Genomic DNA, 23,318 nt, shown 5'->3' on the forward strand with positions numbered 1-23,318 from the left:
TAACCTCTTAGTGATTCCATTATTCACTAAGATGTGAGCATGTCAACCGCTGGCCAACCCTTATCGCCCGGCGCGGATCCCGCTCCGTCGCCCGCCGCAGCCGCCGATCCGGCCGGTCCGGCCGAGTTGCGCCGCGCCGGCTTCACCCATCGCAACCTGCCGCTGCTGCTGCTGCATGCACGCGAGAGCGTGATCGGGCACTTCCGCCCGGTCCTGAACGCGCACGGCATCACCGAGCAGCAGTGGCGCATCGTGCGCGCGCTGCTGGAGCGCGGGCCGCTGGAGCCGCGCCAGATCGGCGAGGTCTGCCGCATCTCCAGCCCCAGCCTGGCGGGGGTGCTGGCGCGCATGGACGACCTGGGGCTGGTCACGCGCGAGCGCCTGGCGCATGACCAGCGCCGTGTGCGGGTGAGCCTGACCGAACGCGCCCGCGTGCTGGCCGCCACGCTGGCGCCGCAGATCGAGGCGGTCTACGAGGCGATCGAGACGCACATCGGGCGCGATTTCATCGAACGTTTCTACACCACGCTCGACGAGCTGATCGGCCTGCTCGGCGAACTGCCGCCCGTGGACGCCGACTGATCGGCGCAGCCGGCCCGCCGCCGGTCTGCCGGCACAGGTCAAGAGCAGGTCAAACGCGGGTCAGAAGCCCGCTGGCGGGGCTGGCGTGCGACCGATGGGCAGCTCGCCCGCGGTGGGGACGCGCCACTCGGGCGCCGATCGGGCCTGCCCGGCCTGCCGCTGGACACGCGCCTCGGCATCGGTTGCGTGCACGAAATCGTTCCCCAGTTGCACCAGCTCGGTGCTGCCGCAGGAGCGGCACAGGCTCAGCACCGCCCGGGCGTACTCGGGCGGGCCGAGCAGCAGCCCCACGTCGACGGCCTCGCCGAGCTCGTGCAGCAGCAGGTCGTGGATGCGCTGGGCGATGCGCAGGCGGTTCTGGGCAGAAGGTTCCATGGCTTGTTGTGCTCCCGAAAGCCATGGTTCCATGCAGGTGGCGTGCCGCGCCATTGAGGCAAACACGCAAATTTGAAGCAATCCGTATCCGGGCGATGCCTGCGTCGGGCGCGGTGTGGCATCTGCACGGGCCGGCGGCTGCCGACCCGTCGAGAGGTTCAGATCGCCTTGCGCAGGTTCGCGGGCGCGATCTTGAGCGCCTCGCGGTACTTGGCCACCGTGCGCCGCGCCACCTGGATGCCCTGTTCCTCCAGCATCTGGCTGAGCTGGCTGTCCGACAGCGGCTTCTTGGCGTCCTCGGCGCTGACGAACTGCTTGATCAGCGCACGCACCGCCGTGGAGCTGGCGTTGCCACCGGCCTCGGTGTTCAGCGAGGAGCCGAAGAAGTACTTCAGCTCGAAGGTGCCGAAGGGCGTGTTCATGTACTTGGCCGTCGTCACCCGCGAGATGGTGGACTCGTGCAGGCCCAGCTCGTCGGCGATCTCGCGCAGCACCAGCGGCTTCATCGCGATCTCGCCGTGGGTGAAGAAGCCCTTCTGCCGTTCGACGATGGCCTGCGAGACGCGCTGGATGGTGTCGAAGCGCTGCAGGATGTTCTTGACGAACCAGCGCGCCTCCTGAAGCCGGGCCGACAGGTTGGCGCCACCCTCGTCGCCGGTGCGCTGGCTGCGGTGCTGGCGCAGCACCTGGGCGTAGAGGTCATTGATGCGCAGCTTGGGCATCACGTCCGGGTTGAGCACCACCTTCCAGCCGCGGCCGGACTTCTGCACGATCACGTCGGGCACGACGATGTTGGCCTCGGCGCGGGTGAAGCGCCGCCCCGGCTTGGGCTCCAGCGCAACGATCAGCGCCTGCGCCTCGCGCACGGTGTCTTCACTGGCGCCGGTGATGGCCATCAGGCGCTTGAGGTCCCGCTTGGCCAGCGCTTCGAGCTGGCCGCGACAGATCGCCAGGGCGGCGTCGCGCGCCTCGGAATCGGGCAGGTCACGCAGCTGCAGCTGCAGGCACTCGCAGAGGTCGCGTGCGCCCACACCCGCCGGCTCCAGGTTCTGCAGCCAGCCCAGCGCGCAGCGCAGGCGGTCGAGCAGGTCCTCGCGCAGCGTCAGGGCTGCCTCGGCCGCCGCCTGGGGATCGGCCGCAGGGTCGGCCGGGTTGCCCAGCTCCAGGATCAGCGCCAGACGCTCGGCCACTTCTTCGAGCGCGTCGGCCAGGTAGCCGTCCTCGTTGAGCGAGTCGATCAGCGTCTCGACCAGCAGCATGTCCTCGGGCGCCAGGCGCATGCCCAGCAGCTGTTCGCGCAGGTGGTCGGGCAGGCTGGGGGCCACGGTGTTGCGCTCGGTCCAGTCGCTGTCCTCGTCGTCGGGGGCGGCATTGCGGCTGGCGGGGGCTTCGGCCCGGCCGTCGAAGTCCTCGCGCTCGGTGCCGTTCTCCCAGTCTTCACGGTCGCCACCGTTGAAGTCCAGCGGCTCCATGCCCGGGGCATCGCCGTCGGCCGGGCTGGCGGCCTCGCTGCCGAGCGTGTCGCTGCCGCCGTCCCAGGGCGTGTCGGCGGCTCCTTCGGCCGGCGCGGACGGCGCCGCCACCTCGGCCGGCGTCGCCCCTGCGGCGCTGCTGTCGCCCGTGGCGCTGCCGTCGTCGTCGACCTCCAGGAAGGGGTTCTGTTCGAGCATCTGCTCGACTTCCTGGTGCAGCTCCAGCGTGGAGAGCTGCAGCAGCCGGATCGACTGCTGCAGTTGCGGGGTCAGCGCCAGGTGCTGTGACAGGCGGACCTGCAGGGAGGGTTTCACGAAGGGGTCCTCGTCTTCACGGATTCAGTGGGGTCTGGGAACAGCGCTGCACGTTCACATGCGGAAGTGCTCGCCCAGGTAGACCTTGCGCACATCGGGGTTGTCGACGATGTCGGTGGGCGTGCCCTCGGCCAGCACGCGGCCCTCGCTGATGATGTAGGCGCGGTCGCAGATGCCCAGCGTCTCGCGCACGTTGTGGTCGGTGATCAGCACGCCGATGCCGCGCGCCTTCAGGAAGCCGATGATGCGCTGAATCTCGATCACCGCGATCGGGTCGACGCCGGCAAAGGGCTCGTCGAGCAGGATGAAGCGCGGCTGGGTGGCCAGCGCCCGGGCGATCTCGACGCGGCGGCGCTCGCCGCCCGACAGCGCCGGCGCCGGGCTGTTGCGCAGCCGCTCGATCGACAGGTCGGCCAGCAGGGCATCGAGCAGCTGCTCGATGCGCGCGGCGGGGTAGGGCCGGCCACGCTCGTCGAGCTGGAGCTCCAGCACGGCGCGGATGTTCTCCTCCACCGTCAGGCGGCGGAAGATCGACGCCTCCTGCGGCAGGTAGGACAGGCCCATGCGGGCACGCTGGTGGATCGGCAGGCGCTCCACCGGCAGGCCGTCGATGCGGATCTGCCCGGCATCGGCACGCACCAGCCCGACCAGCATGTAGAAGCTCGTGGTCTTGCCCGCGCCGTTGGGCCCGAGCAGGCCGACCACCTCGCCGCTGTGCACCGCCAGGTGCACGTCCTTGACCACCAGCCGCGCGCCGTAGCGCTTCTGCAGGCCCTCGGCCTCCAGTCGGGTGGCCCCGCTGGGCGCGCTGATGGCGCCGGCCCCGGCAGGCAATGCGGCTGCACCGGCCGCCGGCAGTGCCGCCGTCAACGGCCGCCCTCGCTTGCACGCGGCGTCACGGTGCCGCGCACGCGGCCGCTACCGCCTGTGCCTCCGCCCTGCACCTCGAAGACATCGCGGGCGTTGTCGTAGACGATGAGCTCGCCATTCACCTGGTCGGCCAGTACGCCGGCGCGCAGCAGGCGGACCTGGGCGCGCTGCAGCAGGCGCACCACCTGCGCACCGGCGTCGTACTCGACGCGCTGCGCCTGGCCCTCGATCCACTCGTCCACGCCGTCGCGCTTCTGGCGGAACTGCACCAGCGGCGCCGCGGCCGAACCCTCGGCGACGGCCACCTGGCCCTGCGGCGTCTCGCGCAACTCGACCTGGGCAGCCTTGATCTGCATCGTGCCCTGGTTGACCTCGACGCCACCGCTGAGCAGCTGCACCCGGCGCTTGCCGTCGATGCGCACCTGGCCGGCGTCGAACTGCAGCGGCTGGGTACGGTCACCGCGCTCGGCCTGGGCCGCCGCCGTGACCAGCAGCAGCGCCAGAACCGCATACCGCAGACCGCCGTCGTGGCGGCTCGTGCGGCGGAAATCACCCAGAGGCGTGTGATGGGTCGGCAAGGCGGACTCTTTGGGGCATGGATTTTGCTTTTGATTCTAGCTCCGCGACACCCGAAAAGGATAGGGTGTCGCGTCCATCCGCCAGAGACTTCATCGCCTCTGTCCGAGCCGCCGTCAGCCCTTGCGCACCCGCGCGATGAGCTGGTCGGTGAGGGCCAGCGCACGGGCCTGGCTCTCGGTCTCGGGCACATTGTCGCCACCGGCCAGCGAGGGCGAGGTGTAGAAGCGGCCATGGATGCCCAGGGCGGGCACGCCGTCGATCTTGTAGCGCTCGACCAGTTGCTTGGCCTGCACGACCTTGGTCTGCACACCAAAGGAGCCATAGAGCTCCAGGAACTTGGCGCGGTCGACACCGTGCTTGGCGACGAGGTCCGCGGCGACCTCCGCACCGCCGACGCGCCCACGCAGCGCCTGCACCTCCGCAAAAACCTTGCGCTGCAGCGCCTCCACCTGGCCCAGCGCCTCCAGCGAGAAGTACATGCGCTGCAGCACTTCGGCACTGGCGAGGAAGTTCACCGGCACGCGGCGGAAGGCCACGTCGGCGGGCAGCTTCTTGACCCAGGCTTCCAGCACCGGCTCGAAGGCGCTGCAGTGCGGGCAGCCGTAGGAGAAGAACTCCAGCACCTCGACCTTGCCGGCAGGCGCGGACACCGACACCGGCTGCGCCAGACGCACGTAGTGCTTGCCCTCCTGGAAGCTGGCCTGCGCCCGGGCCGCCCCGCTCAGGGTGCCCACACTGCCCAGCAGGGCGACCGCGCCGGCCTGCCCGATGAAATCACGTCGATCCATGTCTGTCCTTTGATCCTTGACTTGGCTGAAGCTTGGCTGAATGCCGCCGGCATGTGACTCAAAGCCGACCGGCAGGTTCAACGGTTTCAGCGATTCACGCGCACCAGCGTCGCTTCCGAATAGCCCACGTCCACGGCCTGCGTCTTCACGCGATCCGCATCTTCGCGCACGTCGTAGGGGCCCAGGCGGACGCGGTACATGATGCGCCCGGACTGCTCCCGCTCGGTGACGCGCGCCATCAGGCCACTGAGGGCCAGCTTGGCACGCAGCTGCTCGGCCTCCTCGGCCCGCGTGAAGGCGGCCACTTGCACGAAGTACACCAACGGTTCGGCCCCCGGCTTGGCCGACACGCCCGAGGCGCCGCTGGCCGGAGGGACCGGGCGCGGGGCCGAAGCCGCCGGCGCGACGACGGGCGGCGGCGCCAGCACAGGCACCGGCGCGCCCGGCACCGAACCGACCGTCGCCCCGACCGGCGGGGGGCTGGACGCCCCCGGCTCACCTGGCGCCGGGCGCGGCGGGGCGCCCTTGCTGGCCAGCGGCGCGTTGGGATCCCAGTGGCGATTCTTCTCAGCCTCGGCGGCGTCCTGCTCCGCGGTGCGCTGCGGCACCTTGTCGACGAAGGGCACCGGCACCTTGGTGACGTACAGGGCCACGCCGAGCGCCAGGGCCAGCCCGACCAGCAGGCCCACGATCAAGCCCAGCGCGAAACCGCCGCGCTGCCTGCGATTGGGGGTTGCCACCATCGAGGTCACTCCTGATTACCTGGGAAATGGGGTCGGGAACGTCCGCTCGGCGCTCACATCTTGCGCGGTGCGCCCACGCCGAGCAACGCCAGCGCGTTGCGCAGCACCTGGGCGGTGGCCGCCAGCAGGGCCATGCGCGCACGCATCAGCGCCGCGTCGTCGACCAGGAAGCGCTCGGCCGCGTAGTAGCTGTGGAAGGACGCCGCCAGGTCGCGCAGATAGAAGGCCACGTCGTGCGGCGCCAGGTCGCGGGCCGCGTCGGCCAGCATCGCCGGGTAGTCGGCCAGCCGCAGCATCAGCGCCAGCTCGGTGGGCGCCACCAGCGGCGCCAGGTCGGCCCCGCCGAGCGTGGAGAGGTCACCGCCACGTTCGCCCGCGTAGGTGTCCAGCACCGAGCAGATGCGCGCGTGGGCGTACTGCACGTAGAAGACCGGGTTCTCGTCGTTCTGCTTCAGGGCCAGGTCGACGTCGAAGGTGAACTCGGTGTCGGCCTTGCGGCTGATGAGGAAGAAGCGCACCGCGTCGCGGCTGGTCCACTCGATCAGGTCGCGCAGCGTCACGTAGCTGCCAGCGCGCTTGCTGATCTTGACCTCGGCGCCGTCGCGCACCACCCGCACCATCGTGTTGAGCACGTAGTCCGGGTAGCCGGACGGGATGCCGACATTGGCTGCCTGGAGGCCGGCGCGCACGCGGGCGATGGTGCCGTGGTGGTCGGTACCCTGGCAGTTGATGACCTTGCCATAGCCACGCTCCCACTTGGCGATGTGGTACGCCACGTCCGGCACGAAGTAGGTGAAGCTGCCGTCGGACTTGCGCATCACGCGGTCCTTGTCGTCGCCGTAGTCGGTCGACTTCAGCCACAGCGCGCCTTCGTTCTCGTAGGTCTTGCCCGCGTCGACCAGCCGCTGCACCGTCTGCTCGACCCGCCCGGAGGTGTACAGGCTGGACTCGAGGTAGTAGCTGTCGAACTGCACGCCGAAGGCCTGCAGGTCCAGGTCCTGCTCGTGGCGCAGGTAGGCCACCGCGAACTGGCGGATGCCGTCGAGGTCGTCCGGGTCGCCGCTGGCGGTGAACTCGCGGTCGTCGGACTTGACGGTCTTCTTCGCCAGGAAGTCGGCCGCGATGTCGGCGATGTAGTCGCCGTTGTAGGCGGTCTCCGGCCAGTCGGCATCACCGGGCTTGAGGCCCCGGAGGCGGCACTGGGTCGAGTTGGCCAGCGTGGCGATCTGCACGCCGGCGTCGTTGTAATAGAACTCGCGCAGGACCTCGAAGCCCTGCGTCTCGAACAGATGGCACAGGCTGTCGCCCAGCGCCCCTTGACGGGCGTGACCCACATGCAACGGGCCGGTGGGGTTGGCGGAGACGAACTCCACCATCAGCTTGCGGCCGTTGGCGGCCTGGCGGCCGAAACGCTCGGCACCGGCCAGCACCTCGGCCACGACGGCCTGCTTGGCCGCCGGCTTGAGGCGGAAGTTGATGAAGCCCGGGCCGGCGATCTCCATCGCATCGACCCAGCGCTGCACCGCCTCGCGGCGCCCGAGCGCCTCGACCAGCGCCTGCGCCAGCTCGCGCGGGTTCTTCTTCAGCGGGCGGGCGAGCTGCATCGCCGCGGTGCAGGCGAGGTCGCCATGCGCCGCCTGCTTGGGGCTCTCGAACACCGCCTGGAGGGTCGTGCCCGGCACCAGCTCGGCCAGCGCGTCACCCAGCGCGCCCAGCAACTCGTTTTTGGCTTGGATCATCTGGCGATTCTAAAGGGGGGGTATTCCACGACCGCGCCGCCACGGCAATGGCTTCAATTGAAACCGAAGCCGAAAACGCCCCGCACGAGGCTACGATGCCGGCATGTTCGATCCCACCGTTCCCGTGCTGCCCGAGCGCATCGGCAAGTACCGCGTCGTGCGCCGGCTGGGGGAGGGCACGACGGCCGAGGTCTTCCTCTGCCACGACGAGTTCCATGACCGGTCGGTGGCCGTCAAGCGCGTGCGCGCCCAGGCGCTGGCCGACACCGTGGACGGCCACGTCTTCGCGCGCTTCTTCGCCTCCGAGGCGGCGCTGGCCGGGCGGCTGCACCACCCGAACGTGGTGCAGATCTTCGACGCCGTGCCCGACCCCATCGCCCCCTTCGTGGTGATGGAGTACGTGCCCGGCACCACGCTGCGCGCCTGGTGCCAGCCGGGCCACCAGCTGGGGCTGGAGCAGATCGTCGAAATCGGCTTCAAGTGCGCGATGGCGCTGGGCTACTGCTACCGCCAGGGGCTGGTGCACCGCGACGTGAAGCCGGCCAACATCCTGGCGGTGGAAACCAACGGGGTGGTCACCGACGTCAAGATCACCGACTTCGGCAGCGCACTGAACCTGACCTCCGACGCCACGCAGGTGCACCGGGTCGGCTCGCTGGCCTACATGTCGCCCGAGCAGCTCGACGGCAGCGAGCTCGATGCGCGCGCCGACATCTACTCGCTCGGCGCGGTGCTCTACCACCTGATCGCCGGGCGCGCGCCGTTCGAGGCGGCCAACCAGGCCAGCCTGATGCACCAGATCTGCCACGCCCAGGCACCGAGCCTGGTCGGACTGCGCCAGGGCGTCAGCCAGGCGCTGGACGACGTGGTGCAGCGCTGCCTGGCCAAGCGCGCCGACGACCGCTACCCCTCCTGGGAGGTGCTGGGCGAGGCCCTGTCGCAGCTGGTCTCCTCGCAGCAGGTGCCGCGCGGGGCGCTGCAGGGCGTGCTCGACTCGGAGCGCTTCACCCTGCTGCGCATGCTGGAGTTCTTCACCTCCTTCGGCGACGTGGCGCTGTGGGAGGTGGTGCACCGGGCGCGCTGGCAGCGCTTCCCGGTCGCGCACAAGCTCTACAACCGTGGCGAGGAGGGGCGCACCTTCCACATCATCGCCTCGGGGGCGGTGGAGGTGTACCGCGACGGCCGGCGCGTCGCGCAGCTCGGCGCCGGCACCTCGGTGGGCGAGATGGCCTACCTGGCGCCCAACCCGGAGCTGCGCAAGCACAGCACCGACGTGGTGGTGACCGAGAAGGCCACCACCATCTCCTTCACGCCGGAGACGCTGGCGCGCCTCAGCCCGAGCTGCCGGCACCTGTTCGACGAGGCCTTCATCCGCGTGCTGGTGCGCCGCCTGCACGCCGCACACGAGACGCTGGCGCACCCGCGGCGCATCCTCTGAAACATACAACCCCAGGGCCGCCCCACCCTGGGGTTGATCCGCACTGCGGCTTGTCCACCACAACCGGCCCTGCCGCGTTGAGCGCTCACGCATCGCCCTTGTCGGCCCGATCGGGCTGCATTCCAATGCGCGTGGCGCCTCTCGTTGGCGCCGCTCCCCAAATCGACAACCTCTTGCTGCTGGAGTCCCTGATGAAGAAGCTGATGACCGCCGTTGCGCTCGCCCTGTTCGGCCTGGCTGGCGCCGCCCACGCCGCGGATGCCACCTGCGAGGCCAAGGCCGTGGACAAGAACGGCAATGCCCTGGCCGGCGCCGCCAAGAACAGCTTCATGAAGAAGTGCGAGGCGGGCTCTGGCGCCGCGGCCTGCGAAGCCAAGGCCGTGGACAAGAACGGCAAGCCGCTGGCCGGCGCCGCCAAGAACAGCTTCGTCAAGAAGTGCCAGGCCGAGGCCAAGTAAGCACGTCGGCCTGACCCCCGCTGCGGCGGGGACAACAGGCACCCCGCACAGCCCGCCCGGCAGCCCTGCCCGGCGGGCTGTGTCGTTGATGGGCCACAGGCCCTGGCGCTCACGATCTGAAACAGGTCGGCCTATGATCGCTGCATGAGTTCGTCCTACCTCTGGGTCAAGGCCCTGCACATCGTGTTCGTGGCGAGTTGGTTCGCCGGCCTGTTCTACCTGCCGCGCATCTTCGTCAACCTGGCGATGGTGGCGCCCGACAGCCACGCCGAGCGCGAGCGGCTGCTGCTGATGGCGCGCAAGCTGGACCGTTTCGCCACCGGCCTGATGGTCATCGCGCTGGCCAGTGGCCTGTGGCTCTGGCTGGGCGTGGGCATCGGCCTGGGCGGCCCGGGCAATGGCTGGATGCATGCCAAGCTGACGCTGGTGCTCGGCGTGCTGGCCTTCCACCACGTCAACCACCGGATCCTGGGCGGCTTCGAGCGCAGCGCCAACCGGCGCACGCACACCTGGTTCCGGGTCTACAACGAGGTGTCGGTGCTGCTGTTTGCCGCCATCGTGGTGCTGGTGGTGGTCAAGCCCTTCTGAGCCCTTCCAAGCCCTTCCGATCGATCGCCATCCGGCCCCGCCGCTTCGGCTTCCTGCCCCATGCGCACTGCCGCCCCCCCGCGCTCCTCGGCCTGGCCGCTGGCCTGGGTGTGGATCGGCCTGATCGTCTACGCCAGCCTGCACCCCTTCACCGGCTGGCGCTGGCCGGTGCCGCCGCCCGGGCAGCCCGCCTGGGTGCTGCTGTGGCTGCCATCGCCACACTCCTCGCGCTTCGACCTCTGGGGCAACTTCCTGGCCTACCTGCCTCTGGGCTGCCTGGTGACGATCGCCCGGCTGCGCGGCGGCGAGGCCACCGGCGCCGCTGCGGCGCGCACCCTCGCCACCGGCGCGCTGCTGTCGCTGGGCATGGAATGGCTGCAGATCCTGCTGCCACTGCGCGCACCCTCGCGCATCGACTGGGCGCTCAATTCAGCGGGCACCGCCTGCGGCATCGCGCTGGCTTGGCTGCTGCACGGCCTGGGCGCCCTGCGGCTGTGGCAGCGGGTGCGCGAGGGCTGGCTGGTCCCGCATGGCACCAGCGGCCTGGCGCTGCTGCTGTTCTGGCCGGTGGGGCTGCTGTTTCCGACCCCCTTGCCCTTCGCGCTCGGGCAGGGCCTGGTGCGGCTGGCCGAGCAGCTCGATGCCGCCCTGGTGGGCACCGCGTTCGAGGGCTGGGCCGAGGTCCCCACGCCCGAGGGCCCGCTGGCGCCCGGCCTGGAGGTGCTGACCATCGCGCTCGGCCTGCTGGCGCCCTGCCTGGTCGGCTTCGTGATGTCGCGGCGCCTGTGGCAGCGTCTGGTGCTACTGGCCGGGGCTGTGCTGATCGGGCTGAGTGCCACCACGCTGTCGACTGCACTGAACTTCGGGCCGGAGCACGCGCTGACCTGGATCGCCCCGTCGCTGCGCACCGGGCTGATGCTGGCGGTCCTGCTCGGCACGGTGCTGGCCCTGCTGCCTCGACGCCTGACGGCCGCGCTCGGCCTGGTGGCGCTGACCACGCTGCTGGCCCTGGTCAACCAGATCGGCGCGGACCCCTACTTCGCCGAGAGCCTGCGCGACTGGGAGCAGGGCCGCTTCATCCGCTTCCACGGCCTGGCGCAATGGGTCGGCTGGCTGTGGCCGCTGGCGGCCATGCTCTTCCTGATCGCCCGCACGGTGGACCCTGGCGAACCCGGCTCCCGGGCGCAGCGATCCGCCTCGACCCTGCGCTGAACGCCCGGGCGGCATGGGCCGTGGCACCGGCTGTGACATCGGGAGAACAGGGCCCTCCTACAATTCCGCCATGAGCTACTACGAACGGCACATCTTCTTCTGCCTGAACCAGCGTGACGGCGGCCAGGCCTGCTGTGCCGACCACGCGGCGCAGGATGCCTTCGACCACTGCAAGGCGCAGGTCAAGGCCGCCGGGCTGGCGGGGCCCGGCAAAGTGCGCGTCAACAAGGCCGGCTGCCTGGACCGCTGTGCCGGCGCGCCCGTGGCGGTGGTCTACCCGGAGGCGGTCTGGTACACCTTCGTGGACCGCAGCGACATCGACGAGATCGTCGAATCGCACCTGAAGAACGGCCAGCCGGTCGAGCGCCTGCGCCTGCCGGCCGACGTCGGCCGCTGACGCCCCGATGAACGCCCACACCCAACGCCTGCTGGTCGCCGGCCCCGCCGGGCCGATCGAGGCCGCGCTCGACCTGCCCGCCGCCAGCGTCACGCCGCGCGGTCTGGCGGTGCTCGCGCACCCGCATCCGCTGTTCGGCGGGACGATGGACAACAAGGTGGTGCAGACCATGGCCCGGGCGCTGCTGCAGCTGGGCTACCGCGTGCTGCGCTTCAACTTCCGCGGCGTGGGCGGCACCGCCGGCACACACGACGAGGGCCGCGGCGAGTGCGAGGACCTGCTCGCCGCCGTCGCTGCGCAGCGCCAGCCGGGCGAGACACTGGTGCTGGGCGGCTTCTCCTTTGGCGCCTACGTCACCACGCTGGCCAACGCAGCCCTGCCCGAGGACGCGAAACCGGCCCGCCTCCTGCTGGTCGGCCCCTCGACCCAGCGGGCCACGCCGGCGCCAGTGCCGGTGGAGCAGACGCTGGTCATCCACGGCGAGGCGGACGACGTCGTGCCCCTGGCCGCCGTGTTCGACTGGGCGCGGCCGCAGCACCTGCCGGTGACGGTGATGCCCGGTGTCGGCCACTTCTTCCACGGCCAGTTACCACAATTGCGGAACCTGATCGTGCGTTCCTGGCACTGAGTCACAGGCGCGCGGACACAGGTTGTCCGCCTCCCTGCGAACGCGCAGCATCCCCACTGACGCGCCCGAGCTGGCCGGAAGCTGGCCGCTCCGTCCTTCCTGGTCCCTCTTTCTGCCGTCCGGGCACGTCCCCGCCTTCGGCCCCGATGCAAGCTCCGATGACCCGATTCCTGACTTCCTTCTCCCGCGGCCTGCGCCGTGCCGCCCTGGCGCTCGGCCTGGGCCTGCCGCTGCTGGCCGGTGCCCAGGTGGCCGCCCCCGAGATCGCCGCGCGGGCCTACCTGCTGCTGGACGTCAACGCCAATCAGGTGCTGGCCGCGCGCGACCCCGACGCCACCGTCGAGCCCGCCTCGCTGACCAAGCTGATGACGGCCTACCTGGTCTTCCAGGCCCTGCACGAGAAGAAGCTGGGCATCGACCAGATGCTCACCGTCTCTGAGCGCGCCTGGCGCACCGGCATGACCGACGCCTCGCGCATGTACATCCAGGTCGGCACGCAGGTGAAGGTCGAGGACCTCATCAAGGGCATGATCGTGCAGAGCGGCAACGACGCCACGGTGCAACTGGCCGAGACGGTGGGCGGCTCGCTGGAAGGCTTCGTGGCCATGATGAACCGCCAGGCGCAGGCCTTCGGCCTGAAGACCACGCAGTTCAAGAACCCCGAGGGCCTGCCCGCACCCGGCCACGTCAGCACCGCGCGCGAACTGTCGGTGATCGCCGCTCGGCTGCTGCAGGACTTCCCGGCCGAGGCGAAGTACTACACCCTCAAGGACTTCACCTACAACAAGATCACCCAGCCCAACCGCAACCTGCTGCTCTGGCGTGACCCGACCGTCGACGGCCTGAAGACCGGCTACACCGACGCCGCCGGCTACTGCCTGATCGCCACCGCCAAGCGCGATGTGCCCTCCGGGCCGCGCCGCTTGGTCGCCGTCATCCTGGGTGCCGCCTCCAAGGAAGCACGCGCCACCGAGGCGCAGAAGCTGCTCAACTGGGGCTACAGCGCCTGGGACGCGGTGAAGCTCTTCGACGCCAAGCAGCCCATCGCCACCGCCGAGGTCTGGAAGGGTGCGAAGTCCACGGTGGCGCTGACCTCGCTGACGCCCATCGTGGTGACCGTGCCGCGCGGTGATGCGGCCAAGCTGCAGACCCAGCTCACCCGCACCGACCCGCTGCTCGCCCCGCTGGCGGTGGGCCAGAAGCTGGGCACGCTGAAGGTGATCTCGGGCCGCCAGGTGGTGGCCGAGGTGCCCGTCACGGTGGCCGAGCCGGTGCCGGTGGCCGGTCTGTTCGGCCGCCTGTGGGACGGGCTGCGCCTGATGATCAAGTGATGCGGGCACGGAGATCCGCCTGGCATCCGGCCCTGCGCTGACGCAAGTCGACACGCACGGCGCCCGCCCGCACCGGCCCGGGCGGGAGTACGCTTGCCGCATGCGGACAGTCGCGCCGCACGGTTGGTGAGGAAACCCATGTCGATGACCGCCCACGCTCTGCCCGACGCCCCCTGCCACCTCGACGGACGCTGGCTGCCGCTGAATCAGGCCCAGGTGTCCGTGCTGGATCGCGGCTTCCTGTTCGGCGATGGCGTCTACGAGGTCATCCCGGTCTACGGCGGCCGGCTGTTCCGCTTCGATGAGCACATGGCGCGGCTGGCGCATTCGCTCGACGCGGTGCGCATCGCCAACCCGCACAGCCGCGACGGCTGGCTGACGCTGCTGCGCGAGCTCGTCGCGCGCGAGCTGGCCCACAGCGGCCAGGGCGACCAGCTGGCCTACCTGCAGATCACCCGGGGCGTGGCACCACGCTCCCACCCGATGCCGACCGGCCTGACGCCCACGGTCTTCGCGATGAGCCAGCCGCACCAGCCCCCGGGCGCCGACCAGCGCCGCGAAGGCGTGGCCTGCGTGACCGCGCGCGACTTCCGCTGGGAGCGCGGCGACATCAAGACCACCTCGCTGCTCGGTGGCGTGATGGCCCGGCAGATCGCAGCCGACCACGGCGCCGCCGAGACGATCCTGCTGCGCGACAGCGGTCACGGCCACGGCCTGACCGTGACCGAGGGCTCGTCGAGCAACGTCTGGGCGGTGCTCGACGGCGCACTGATCGGCGTGCCGCCCTCGCACCACACGCTGGCGGGCATCCGCATCGAGCTGCTGCGCGAGCTCTGCGAGGAGGAGGGCATCGCCTGCCACCTGCGGCCGATCGCCGAGTCGGAGCTGACCATCGCCGACGAGATCCTGATCAGCTCGGCCGGGCGCGAGGTTCTGCCGGTGACGCGGCTGGACGGCGAGCCGGTCGGCCACGGCGCCCTGCGCGGCAAGCCGGGCCCGGTGTACGCCCGCCTGCACGCGGCCTACGAGCGCGCCAAGCTTGAACAATCGATCTGAGCCCCCAGTTCAGGAAGCTGCCCTGACTGCCGGACAATGCCCACGATGCGTGAGATCCCACCCGAACAATCGCTGATCGAGTACCCCTGCGCCTTCCCGATCAAGGTGATGGGTGCGCACGTGCCCGGCTACCTGGAGGCCATCGTCTCGGTGGCGCGGCAGTTCGACCCGGGCTTCGATGCCGCGACCGTCGAGCAGCGGCCCAGCAAGGGCGGCAACTACCTGGGGCTGACGATCACCGTCACCGCCACCAGCCGCGAGCAGCTCGACGAGCTCTACCGCACGCTGACGACGCACCCGATGGTCAAGATCGTGCTGTGACGCCCCGGGGCGACAGGGGGCGGCAGGCCACGGCCCCCGCCGGGGTGACAGCCCCTGTTCACAGCCCCATCACCCAGGCGATGACGTTCTTGGCGACGAAGCCGAGCATGCCGACCGACAGCACGAGGAAGAGCACGAAGGTGCCGAAGCGCCCCGCCTTCGCCTCGCGCGCCAGCTGCCCGATGATGAAGAACATGTAGAGGATGAACGCCCCGACGCCGACCGTCAGGCCGAACTGGGCAAGCTGTTCCTCGGAGTAGCCGAACATGGAAGAGGGAAGAGGGCAGGGAAGGCGTCGGTGGGGGCAATCGAGATGATACGCGGCCGCCTCGGCGGATCGGTGGAAACCCCCGTACCGGGGACGAGGCCGTTCAGGGCGCCGCGTCGGCGGGCAGGGCGTCCCGGTACGCGTACCAGCTGGCGTGACCCAGCATCGGGATCACGAACACCAGCCCGACCAGTGCCGCCGCCATGCCCAGCAGGGTGAAGCCCATCACCACCGCGGCCCACACGGCCATCGGCAGCGGGTTCTCGCCCACCACGCGCCAGCTGGTCAACACGGCGTCCCACACCCCCATGCGGCGGTCCAGCAGCAGCGGGATCGCCACCACACTGGAGGCGAACACCGGCGCGGCCATCAGCCCGCCCGCCAGCATCCAGGCCTCAAACAGCCAGGACTGCGGGTTGAGCACCACCACGCGCACAAAGTCGGCCGGCGTGATCACCGGCGCGGCGGCAAACAGCGTGATCAGCGCCGCCGAGGTCAGCACCCAGGCGGTGCCGGCCGCGGCCAGAAGCACGCCGAACAGCACCAGGCGACGGTCCAGCGACAGCCACACCGCGGTCACCGTCGACCAGCCGGCCGGCTCGCCGCGCTCCAGCGCACGACTGATCGAGTACAGCCCGGTGGCCAGGATCGGCGCGACCAGCAGGAAACCCGAAAAAGCGCCGGCCAGCATCCAGAAGCGCTGGCCCGCCACGGCAACGATCAGCCAGCCGAACAGCGCCAGCGCCACGCCGTGGGCAAAGCTCGCAGCCGGCGTGCGGCGCACGTCGTGCCAGGCCCGCTCCAGCCAGGTCAGCGACTGCAGGGCTCGCAGCGAGCGCAGGGGAATCAGGGCAACGGCGGAAGCGTTCATGGACGGCAGGTCGGGCGCGGCGGCTCGGCAGGTGACCGGACGGGCACATGCTAACGGTTCACTTGATCCGCGTCATGCGCAGGTTTCCCCAGGGGAGCCCGCAGGCGCAGCGGCCGCCCACAGGGCAAGGCGCCTTTATCATCGGGACATGATTTCTCCCTCCGTCGACGTCGCCACGCTGCGTCACCGCAATGCCCTGGCCCTCTTCGACGAGTTCGTGCGTGCCACCGTCAGCCACCCCGACGCCGCCACGCTGCGCGGGCTGGAGCGGCGCTTCGCCGAGCGCATCGGCATCCAGCCGAGCTACTGGAGCCAGATCAAGAGCCGCGCCCGCCAGGTCGGCGAGCGGCTGGCGCGGCAGTTCGAGCAGCACTGCGGCAAGCCGCCGGGCTGGCTCGACCAACCCCATGACCCGCCCAGGGCGACGGCAGGCAGCCCCCTGCAAGCGGCCCTCGCGCCGGTGCGCGCTGCCGTGGAACCGGCCGAGGCGCCCAGGCCCGCCGTCACCGCAGCCCCCTCCCGCAGCGACGCAGCCGGCAGCGCAGGGCCGCGTGACGACGACGAGCGCTTCATCGTCGACCTGGTGCTGAGCTACTACCGCCGCAATCCGCAGCGCGCCCGGCAGCGCCTGCTGGACCTGCTCGGCGAGGTGCTGGTGCCCGCCGCACCGCCCCCGTCGGCAGCCAAAGCGGCCGCGCCCGCAGCCAGCCCGGCCGCCGACGCCGAGCTGTGGTCACGCGCGCAGCGCCACGTCGCACCGCTCAAGGGCAAGCGCTGACGCCAGCGGCGCTCCCGGCGCCGGAGACCCTCCCTTCCTCGGGTTTCCACCGGGGCTCGATGTGGACAGGGGGGCTTCACAAGTTGATAAACACTCGTTTATCATTTAGGCAACTGATCTCCATCAGTTCCCGTCCGGTCACTGCCGGGCCCACCTTCCGGGCCGGGCCAGCAGGCCGCCCGACCACCCACACGCGAACGGATTCCGAGTGCTGCTGAAGATGGCAACGCTGTACCGACCTGCTGCCACGGCCCTGGCCGTGCAGGCCGGTGCACCTGCGTCAGGCAGCCGTGCAGTCCCCGCGTCCAGCCCGCATCCCGGGTCGGGGCGACGCCGCTGAATCGACAGCGCGCCAGCCGCCTCCACATGGGCCCGGGTTGATCCAGTCACCCGGGCCCGTTGCATTTCGGGGCCCGCTTGGGGCTCCGTTTCCGGCCCTCGATTCGAGTCCCGGCTGTGCCGGGCCCACCCGCCGCCGATCCCCGTCGGCCAGGAGTTGCCATGAAGACCACATTCCAGCGCACCGGCTCGCACAGCCGCACCCCGTGCATCGCCCTCCCGGCATCGCCCAAGCCGCGCAATCCGCTGGTGGCCGCCGCGCACCTGCGTGCGGCCGGCCGCCACGGCCCCGATGGCGGCGCGCGTCGCCAGCGCGAGCGCCAGGCCCTGCGTCATGAACTGTCCCAGGCAGGCGGCACCCGCTGGCCCCGGGGCGAACCCTGAACCCTGCGCGGACCCGCTCGCCGTCGTCAACCGAAGGGCGGGCCGCCTCACGATGAGGAGGCCGATCATGGCCACATCCCTGAGCGCCCGGGCCGTCCTGGGCACCCGCACCTTCCTGGGCTGGCTGCCCGCCGTCCGCCAGCGGCTGCATCGCCAGGGGCTCGCCCTGATGCACTGGCTCGAACAGGCCCGCTGCGCCCAGGCCCAACAGCGCGCCGCGCGACGCGAGCGCAACGCCCGCGAGGCCTGCGCCGCCGAGGGCGCCGACCTGGAGTTCGGCCAGGTCGAGCTCGACGGCCGCCGCTTCGGTGCGCTGTACCGCGGCGGCGAGCTGGTCTACCTGCTGCCGGAGGTCGACCGTCTGTGATCCTGCCGCACAAAGCAGCCACGGCATGATGTGAAATGCGGTGGCGTGACGGAATGGACGGATCCGGTCCGTGCGGCCCACTCGGCGGCGGGGACCGGGCTCCGGCCCACCGCCCCATCGTCGATAACCGCGACAGGCGTGCCTACCGCTGCGGTCTGGCCCGTCTGCCCGAGGATGCTGCGGAGTGACGTGATGCTGACCCGACCCTTGCCCGATCTCGCCGCCTGGACCGACCACCTGCGCCGCCAGCCCATCCCCGTGCTGGCCGGCACGGCCGAGGAGATCGCCCTGCTCGCCCAGGCCGAGGAGGCCCGCGGTTGCGTGGACGCCGCCATGATCGCCCGCGCGGTGGAGGACGACCCGCTGATGACGCTGCGCCTGATGGTGCACACCGCCGGGCACCGCCACGCCCGCCAGGTCACCGATGCCGAGACCGTCACCGCCGGCGTGCTGCTGATGGGCATCACCCCCTTCTTCCGCGACTTCTCGGCGCTGGAGACGGTCGAGCAGCACCTGGCCGACTCGCCCGAGGCGCTGGCCGGGCTGGAGAAGGTGCTCGCCCGGGCCCACCGGGCCGCGCGATTTGCCCAGGCCTTTGCAGTGCACCGCATGGACGGCGATGCGACGGTGCTGCGCGAGGCGGCGCTGCTGCACGACTTTGCCGAGATGCTGCTCTGGTGCCATGCGCCTGCACTGGCCCTGGAGGTGGCCCGCCGGCTCGCCGCCGACCCGCACCTGCGTTCGCGCGCCGCGCAGCGCGAGGTGCTCAACATCGAGCTGGGCGAACTTGAGCAGCAACTCATGCGCGCCTGGCGCCTGCCCCAGCTGCTGATCCAGCTCACCGACGACCACGCCGCCGGCCACGCGCTGATCTACCCGCAGGTGCGTACGGTGCGCCTGGCGGTACAGGTGGCGCGCCACACCGAGCAGGGCTGGGACAACGCCGCGTTGCCGGACGACATCGCCGAAGTGGCCGAGCTGCTCAACCTGTCCGAGCCGTCCACCCAGCGCCTGCTTCTGGGCATCGAGTCCTGACTGCCTGATCGGCTCCGATCGGGCAGACCTGCCCGGGCGGGGAAGGCTGTCACCGGCGCGACGATCGGCTAGGACAAGCCCCGACGCAGGCGCCGGGGCCTTCTGCCACGATCGGCGCCATGTCCCAGCTCACCGCCCCCAACGACAACATCCCCTCCTTCCCCTGGCTGAAAAGCTACCCGGCCGGGGTGCCCGAGCGCATCGACCAGGACCCGGCCACGAGCCTGGTCGACCTGCTGGACGATGCCTTCCGCCGCTACGCCTCACGCGAGGCCTCGCTGTACATGGAGCAGCGCCTGCGCTTCGACGAGCTGGACCGGCAGTCGGCCGCCCTGGCCGGCTGGCTGCAGCAGCGTGGCCTGCAGCGCGGCGCCCGCGTGGCGTTGATGATGCCCAACACGCCGCAGTACATGGTGGCGATCGCCGGTGTGCTGCGCGCCGGCATGGTGGTGGTCAACGTCAACCCGCTCTACACCGCGCGCGAGCTGGAGCACCAGCTCAAGGACTCGGGCGCCGAGGCCATCGTCGTGCTGGAGAACGTGGCCCACACGCTCGAAGAAGTCATCGAGCACAGCCCCGTGCGCCACGTCGTGCTGGTGGCGCTGGGTGACATGCTGAACTGGTGGCGCGGCCCGCTGGTCAACTTCGTGGTGCGGCACGTCAAGAAGATGGTGCCGGAGTTCCGCCTGCCGCTCACCGACGGCCGCACGGTCACGCGCTTCAACGACGCCATCCGCCAGGGCGGCCAGCGCGCCTATACGCGGGTGCCGGTGCGCGGCGACGACATCGCCTTCCTGCAGTACACCGGAGGTACCACCGGCGTGTCCAAGGGCGCGGTGCTGCTGCACCGCAACGTGGTGGCCAACATCCTGCAGACCGAGGCCTGGTTCAACCCCATGCTCAGCAAGGTGGGCCACCGGCAGCTGACCATCGTCTGTGCGCTGCCGCTGTACCACATCTTCGCGCTGACGGTGTGCTACTTCATGGGCCTGCGCCTGGGCGGGCGCAACCTGCTGATCCCCAACCCGCGCGACCTGCCCAGCCTGGTGAAGGCGATCAGCGGCCACCGCGTGCACATGTTCCCGGCGGTCAACACGCTCTACAACGCGCTGGCCAACGACCCGGACTTCGCCCGGCTGGACTTCTCCGAGCTGGTGGTCTCCAACGGCGGCGGCATGGCGGTGCAGCAGGCCACCGCCGAGAAGTGGCTCAAGCTCACCGGCTGCCCGATCTGCGAGGGCTACGGCCTGTCGGAAACCTCGCCGGTGGCCACCGCGAACCGGCTCGACCTGAAGGAGTTCACCGGCACCATCGGCCTGCCCGTGCCGGGCACGGAGATCGCCATCCGCGACGATGACGGGCGCGACCAGCCCATCGGCGAGCGCGGCGAGATCTGCATCCGCGGCCCGCAGGTGATGGCCGGCTACTGGCAGCGCACCGAGGAAACCGCGCAGGTGCTCAGCGCCGACGGCTGGTTCAAGTCCGGCGACATCGGCATCATGGACGAGCGCGGCTACGTGCGCATCGTCGACCGCAAGAAGGACATGATCCTGGTCTCGGGCTTCAACGTGTACCCCAACGAGATCGAGCAGGTGGTCAACCTGCACCCGGGCGTGCTCGAATGCGCCGCGGTGGGCGTACCCGACATGCACTCGGGCGAGGCGGTGAAGCTCTTCGTCGTCAAGCGCGACCCGGCGCTCGACGAGGACGACATCACGCGCTACTGCCATGACAACTTCACGGGCTACAAGCGGCCGAAGTACATCGATTTTCGCGACGACCTGCCGAAATCCAACGTGGGCAAGATCCTGCGCCGCGAACTGCGTTCGAACTGATCGGACCGTCCAGCGTGATCTGCGTGGTCTGATTGATCAGATGCGAATCGCCAGCCCGCACCTTGTGGCAGGCTGGCGGCGTCGATCCGGGTCCGGCCGGACACGCCAGGATGTCGCATGAGCACCGTCCCCCCTCTTCCCGCCACCAACGCCACCAACGCCACGGCTACCACCGCCGCTGGCGACGGACCGGCGGCGCCACTGCCCGAGCGGTCGCGCTGGCAACTCAGCCACTTCGCGCTGGCCTTCGCAGCGGCCACGCTGCTGGTGGTCTGGCTGGCCGTCGTGCTGCTGCTGATCGACAAGCACGCCGACACCCTGGCCGCCGAGGCGCGGCAGAACACCAACATCGCGCGCGCGCTACAGGAGCAGACCCTGCGCGTGATCGCCACCACCGACCAGGCCACGCTGCGCGTGCGCGACGATGTGGCCAGCGGCCAGACGCCGCTGCCCGACCTGGTGCGCTACGCCAACGAGACCGGCCTGGCACCGAAGATCCTGGTGCAGCTGTCGCTGGTCGGCCCGGATGGGCGATTCGTTGGCAGCAACCTCGACCCCGACGGCAGCAAGACGGGCCATGTCGACCTGTCCGAGCGCGAGCATGTCCGCATCCACCTGAACCCGGCCTACGCCGCCGATGCCGCCAAGCTGCCGCCCAACGGGCTCTTCATCAGCAAGCCGGTGCTGGGCAAGGTCTCCAAGCGCTGGACGATCCAGCTCTCCCGGAAGATCGTGGCTCCTGACGGCCGGGCGCTCGGCGCGGTGGTCGCCTCGCTCGACCCGGCCTACTTCGAGGAGGTGTTCCGCCAGGTGGCGCTGGGCCAGCAGGGCGGCGTCACCATCGCCGGCACCGACCTGACCATCCGTGCCCGCGTGATCGGCAGCAAGGCGGTGGACATGGGCGGCAAGCTCGGCGCCAGCAGCCCGCTGGCGCGCGGCGAGCTCGGCGCCGAAGGCCACTACACCGCCGCCAGCTCGATCGACACCGTCGAGCGCTCGATCGCCTACCGCAAGGTGGCCGACTACCCCATCTACATCTTCGTGGCCTCGTCGGTGGACGAGGCACTGGCCGGCTGGCGCAGCTACCGCAACGTGCTGATCGGCCTGTCCGCACTGCTCAGCCTGGCGGTGGGGGCCGCGGCGTTCATCTTCCTGGCCAGCCTGCGCCGGCTGGAACGCAGCAATGCGGCGCTGGCCGTCAGCGAGGCCCAGGCACAGGCGGCCAGCCGTGCCAAGAGCGAGTTCCTGGCCGCCATCTCGCACGAGCTGCGCACCCCGCTGACCAGCATCCGCGGCTTTGCCGAGCTGATGGAGCGGCGCATCGAGCAGCCCAAGTTCCGCGACATGGCCGGGCTGATCCGCAAGGGCGCGGAGCACCTGAACGCGCTGCTCACTGAAATCCTCGACCTCGCCAAGGTGGAGGCCGGCGCGATGCCGATGAACCCCGAGCCGCAGAAGCTGCTTGAGCTGATCGACCAGACCGTGGGCTTCTTCCAGGTGTCCGCGGCCGAGAAGGCCCTGACGCTGGGCACCCGGTTCGCCGCCGGTGCGCCCGAGACCTGGCTGTGCGACGGCCTGCGCCTGAAGCAGGTGCTGAACAACCTGCTGTCCAACGCGGTCAAGTTCACCGACGCCGGCAGCATCCACATCGAGGTGGACGCCGATGCCGACCGGCTGCAGCTGCATGTGGTGGACACCGGCCCCGGCATCCCGCCTGAGTTGCAGGACACGATCTTCGAGCGCTTCCGCCAGGGCAACGACCGCGTGAGCTACCAGCACGGCGGCACTGGCCTCGGCCTGGCGCTGGCCCGCGCCCTGGCCGAGCGCATGGGCGGTACGCTGACGCTGCAGTCCACGGTGGGCGAAGGTTCGCGCTTCACGCTGACGCTGCCGGCCGTGCCGCCGGCCTGAACATCAGGCACCGACGCCGGGCGACCAGTCCCGCTCAGAGCGCGCCGCGGCAGCCCGGTGCACCACAGCGGCAGGTCAGCTTGCCCTCGTGGTGCGTCTCGCCGTAGTCGCAGGTGATTTCCTCGCCCGGCGCGATGTCGCGCATCGCGTAGATCTCCACACGCCCCTGGCGGATGCGCAGCACCGCGTTGGGTCGGCAGGAGTGGTTGGTGAAGCGCAGCGGGTCGGCCGAGCGCGAGGCGTCGATCGCGCGGCGCTCGTTGACCTCCACGATCATGATGCGCTCCAGCTTCCTGGCGCGCTCCCAGGCCTCGTACACGCTGATCGTCTCGCCGCGGATCTCGCCGATCTTGCGCCGCCCCGGGATCGGCTCGCCCGCGAAGGCCCCGGTGCCATCGATGCGGCTGGGGGCGTTGGTGACGGCGTACTTCTGCGGGTTGGCGGGCGTGCCCATGCGGGGAAATGTCCTGAAAGTGGTCGAAAGCGGTGCAGCGAGGCGCGATCAGACCCGCGCCACCCACCCCTGTCAAGGCACAAGGCTGTGGACAGTCCTGGCACAAGCACCCGCTTGCCCACAGGGTCGGCCCCGGTCGACCAGGTTGTTGTCGAACTGTGCCTGCGCAGTCCAGGGTCCCGCC

26 protein-coding genes are annotated in these 23,318 nt (G+C 70.5%); 16 read left to right on the forward strand and 10 right to left on the reverse strand.

The window, feature by feature from the left end:
• The first annotated feature begins 39 nt into the window (after nt 1-39).
• A complete protein-coding gene (hpaR, locus tag NGK70_RS01500) occupies nt 40-582 on the forward strand; it encodes a homoprotocatechuate degradation operon regulator HpaR (protein WP_251971621.1) in 543 nt (180 codons plus the stop codon).
• A 60-nt stretch (nt 583-642) separates the two neighbouring features.
• Here hpaR and NGK70_RS01505 read toward each other — a convergent pair whose 3' ends face one another.
• From NGK70_RS01505 to argS, 7 genes are all read right to left on the reverse strand, one after another.
• Complete coding sequence (locus NGK70_RS01505; protein ID WP_251971622.1) at nt 643-957, reverse strand: hypothetical protein; 315 nt, start codon at nt 955-957, stop codon at nt 643-645.
• A gap of 158 nt (nt 958-1,115) precedes the next feature.
• Entirely contained in the window at nt 1,116-2,744 is a 1,629-nt protein-coding gene (locus tag NGK70_RS01510) for an RNA polymerase factor sigma-54 (RefSeq protein WP_251971623.1), read from the reverse strand.
• Nucleotides 2,745-2,798: 54 nt separating this feature from the next.
• Nucleotides 2,799-3,557, reverse strand: a complete 759-nt coding sequence (gene lptB, locus NGK70_RS01515; protein ID WP_428985599.1) for an LPS export ABC transporter ATP-binding protein — start codon at nt 3,555-3,557, stop codon at nt 2,799-2,801.
• A gap of 53 nt (nt 3,558-3,610) precedes the next feature.
• Entirely contained in the window at nt 3,611-4,192 is a 582-nt protein-coding gene (lptA, locus tag NGK70_RS01520; protein ID WP_251971624.1) for a lipopolysaccharide transport periplasmic protein LptA, read from the reverse strand.
• A gap of 114 nt (nt 4,193-4,306) precedes the next feature.
• Nucleotides 4,307-4,981, reverse strand: a complete 675-nt coding sequence (locus NGK70_RS01525; RefSeq protein WP_251971625.1) for a thiol:disulfide interchange protein DsbA/DsbL — start codon at nt 4,979-4,981, stop codon at nt 4,307-4,309.
• 86 nt (nt 4,982-5,067) lie between these two features.
• Entirely contained in the window at nt 5,068-5,724 is a 657-nt protein-coding gene (locus tag NGK70_RS01530) for an SPOR domain-containing protein (protein WP_251971626.1), read from the reverse strand.
• A 53-nt stretch (nt 5,725-5,777) separates the two neighbouring features.
• Nucleotides 5,778-7,463 carry an arginine--tRNA ligase gene (gene argS, locus NGK70_RS01535; protein ID WP_251971627.1) on the reverse strand — a complete coding sequence of 562 codons (1,686 nt, stop codon included), beginning with the start codon at nt 7,461-7,463 and terminating at the stop codon, nt 5,778-5,780.
• 103 nt (nt 7,464-7,566) lie between these two features.
• Here argS and NGK70_RS01540 point away from each other — a divergent pair, with 103 nt between their 5' ends.
• From NGK70_RS01540 to NGK70_RS01580, 9 genes are all read left to right on the forward strand, one after another.
• Nucleotides 7,567-8,901, forward strand: coding sequence for a serine/threonine-protein kinase (locus NGK70_RS01540; protein WP_251971628.1), 1,335 nt, complete (start codon nt 7,567-7,569; stop codon nt 8,899-8,901).
• 191 nt (nt 8,902-9,092) lie between these two features.
• On the forward strand, nt 9,093-9,359 hold the full coding sequence (locus NGK70_RS01545) for a hypothetical protein (RefSeq protein ID WP_251971629.1): 267 nt from the start codon (nt 9,093-9,095) through the stop codon (nt 9,357-9,359).
• Nucleotides 9,360-9,503: 144 nt separating this feature from the next.
• A complete protein-coding gene (locus NGK70_RS01550) occupies nt 9,504-9,947 on the forward strand; it encodes a CopD family protein (RefSeq protein WP_251971630.1) in 444 nt (147 codons plus the stop codon).
• 60 nt (nt 9,948-10,007) lie between these two features.
• Nucleotides 10,008-11,159: a VanZ family protein gene (locus NGK70_RS01555; protein WP_251971631.1), complete on the forward strand. Its 1,152-nt coding sequence runs from the start codon at nt 10,008-10,010 to the stop codon at nt 11,157-11,159.
• A 70-nt stretch (nt 11,160-11,229) separates the two neighbouring features.
• Complete coding sequence (locus tag NGK70_RS01560) at nt 11,230-11,556, forward strand: (2Fe-2S) ferredoxin domain-containing protein (RefSeq protein WP_251971632.1); 327 nt, start codon at nt 11,230-11,232, stop codon at nt 11,554-11,556.
• 7 nt (nt 11,557-11,563) lie between these two features.
• Nucleotides 11,564-12,184, forward strand: coding sequence for an alpha/beta hydrolase (locus tag NGK70_RS01565; RefSeq protein WP_251971633.1), 621 nt, complete (start codon nt 11,564-11,566; stop codon nt 12,182-12,184).
• A 158-nt stretch (nt 12,185-12,342) separates the two neighbouring features.
• The gene (locus tag NGK70_RS01570; RefSeq protein ID WP_251971634.1) at nt 12,343-13,515 is read left to right on the forward strand and encodes a D-alanyl-D-alanine carboxypeptidase family protein; all 1,173 of its coding nucleotides are present in this window, start codon (nt 12,343-12,345) and stop codon (nt 13,513-13,515) included.
• Nucleotides 13,516-13,653: 138 nt separating this feature from the next.
• A complete protein-coding gene (locus NGK70_RS01575; protein WP_251971635.1) occupies nt 13,654-14,571 on the forward strand; it encodes an aminotransferase class IV in 918 nt (305 codons plus the stop codon).
• Nucleotides 14,572-14,616: 45 nt separating this feature from the next.
• A complete protein-coding gene (locus NGK70_RS01580) occupies nt 14,617-14,892 on the forward strand; it encodes a DUF493 family protein (RefSeq protein WP_251971636.1) in 276 nt (91 codons plus the stop codon).
• A 58-nt stretch (nt 14,893-14,950) separates the two neighbouring features.
• On the opposite strand, the gene NGK70_RS01585 is transcribed toward NGK70_RS01580, so the two are convergent.
• On the reverse strand, nt 14,951-15,160 hold the full coding sequence (locus NGK70_RS01585; RefSeq protein ID WP_251971637.1) for a DUF2788 domain-containing protein: 210 nt from the start codon (nt 15,158-15,160) through the stop codon (nt 14,951-14,953).
• 103 nt (nt 15,161-15,263) lie between these two features.
• Nucleotides 15,264-16,031 (reverse strand): DUF2189 domain-containing protein, encoded by a 768-nt coding sequence (locus tag NGK70_RS01590; protein WP_251971638.1) that lies wholly within the window; start codon nt 16,029-16,031, stop codon nt 15,264-15,266.
• A gap of 148 nt (nt 16,032-16,179) precedes the next feature.
• Between NGK70_RS01590 and NGK70_RS01595 the strand changes: the two genes are divergently transcribed.
• The 6 genes from NGK70_RS01595 to NGK70_RS01620 all read left to right on the forward strand — a co-directional run bounded on the left by NGK70_RS01595 (nt 16,180) and on the right by NGK70_RS01620 (nt 22,680).
• Nucleotides 16,180-16,809: a hypothetical protein gene (locus NGK70_RS01595; protein ID WP_251971639.1), complete on the forward strand. Its 630-nt coding sequence runs from the start codon at nt 16,180-16,182 to the stop codon at nt 16,807-16,809.
• A 501-nt stretch (nt 16,810-17,310) separates the two neighbouring features.
• A complete protein-coding gene (locus NGK70_RS01600) occupies nt 17,311-17,532 on the forward strand; it encodes a hypothetical protein (protein WP_251971640.1) in 222 nt (73 codons plus the stop codon).
• A gap of 67 nt (nt 17,533-17,599) precedes the next feature.
• Nucleotides 17,600-17,899 carry a hypothetical protein gene (locus NGK70_RS01605; RefSeq protein ID WP_251971641.1) on the forward strand — a complete coding sequence of 100 codons (300 nt, stop codon included), beginning with the start codon at nt 17,600-17,602 and terminating at the stop codon, nt 17,897-17,899.
• Nucleotides 17,900-18,091: 192 nt separating this feature from the next.
• Complete coding sequence (locus NGK70_RS01610) at nt 18,092-18,934, forward strand: HDOD domain-containing protein (RefSeq protein WP_251971642.1); 843 nt, start codon at nt 18,092-18,094, stop codon at nt 18,932-18,934.
• 119 nt (nt 18,935-19,053) lie between these two features.
• The gene (locus NGK70_RS01615) at nt 19,054-20,769 is read left to right on the forward strand and encodes a long-chain-fatty-acid--CoA ligase (protein WP_251971643.1); all 1,716 of its coding nucleotides are present in this window, start codon (nt 19,054-19,056) and stop codon (nt 20,767-20,769) included.
• 117 nt (nt 20,770-20,886) lie between these two features.
• Nucleotides 20,887-22,680, forward strand: a complete 1,794-nt coding sequence (locus NGK70_RS01620) for a sensor histidine kinase (RefSeq protein WP_251971644.1) — start codon at nt 20,887-20,889, stop codon at nt 22,678-22,680.
• A gap of 34 nt (nt 22,681-22,714) precedes the next feature.
• On the opposite strand, the gene NGK70_RS01625 is transcribed toward NGK70_RS01620, so the two are convergent.
• Nucleotides 22,715-23,134 (reverse strand): SET domain-containing protein, encoded by a 420-nt coding sequence (locus NGK70_RS01625; RefSeq protein ID WP_251971645.1) that lies wholly within the window; start codon nt 23,132-23,134, stop codon nt 22,715-22,717.
• Between the last annotated feature and the right edge of the window lie 184 nt (nt 23,135-23,318).

Origin of the sequence: Sphaerotilus microaerophilus (assembly GCF_023734135.1) — a bacterium.
Taxonomy (GTDB): Bacteria; Pseudomonadota; Gammaproteobacteria; order Burkholderiales; family Burkholderiaceae_C; genus Sphaerotilus; species Sphaerotilus microaerophilus.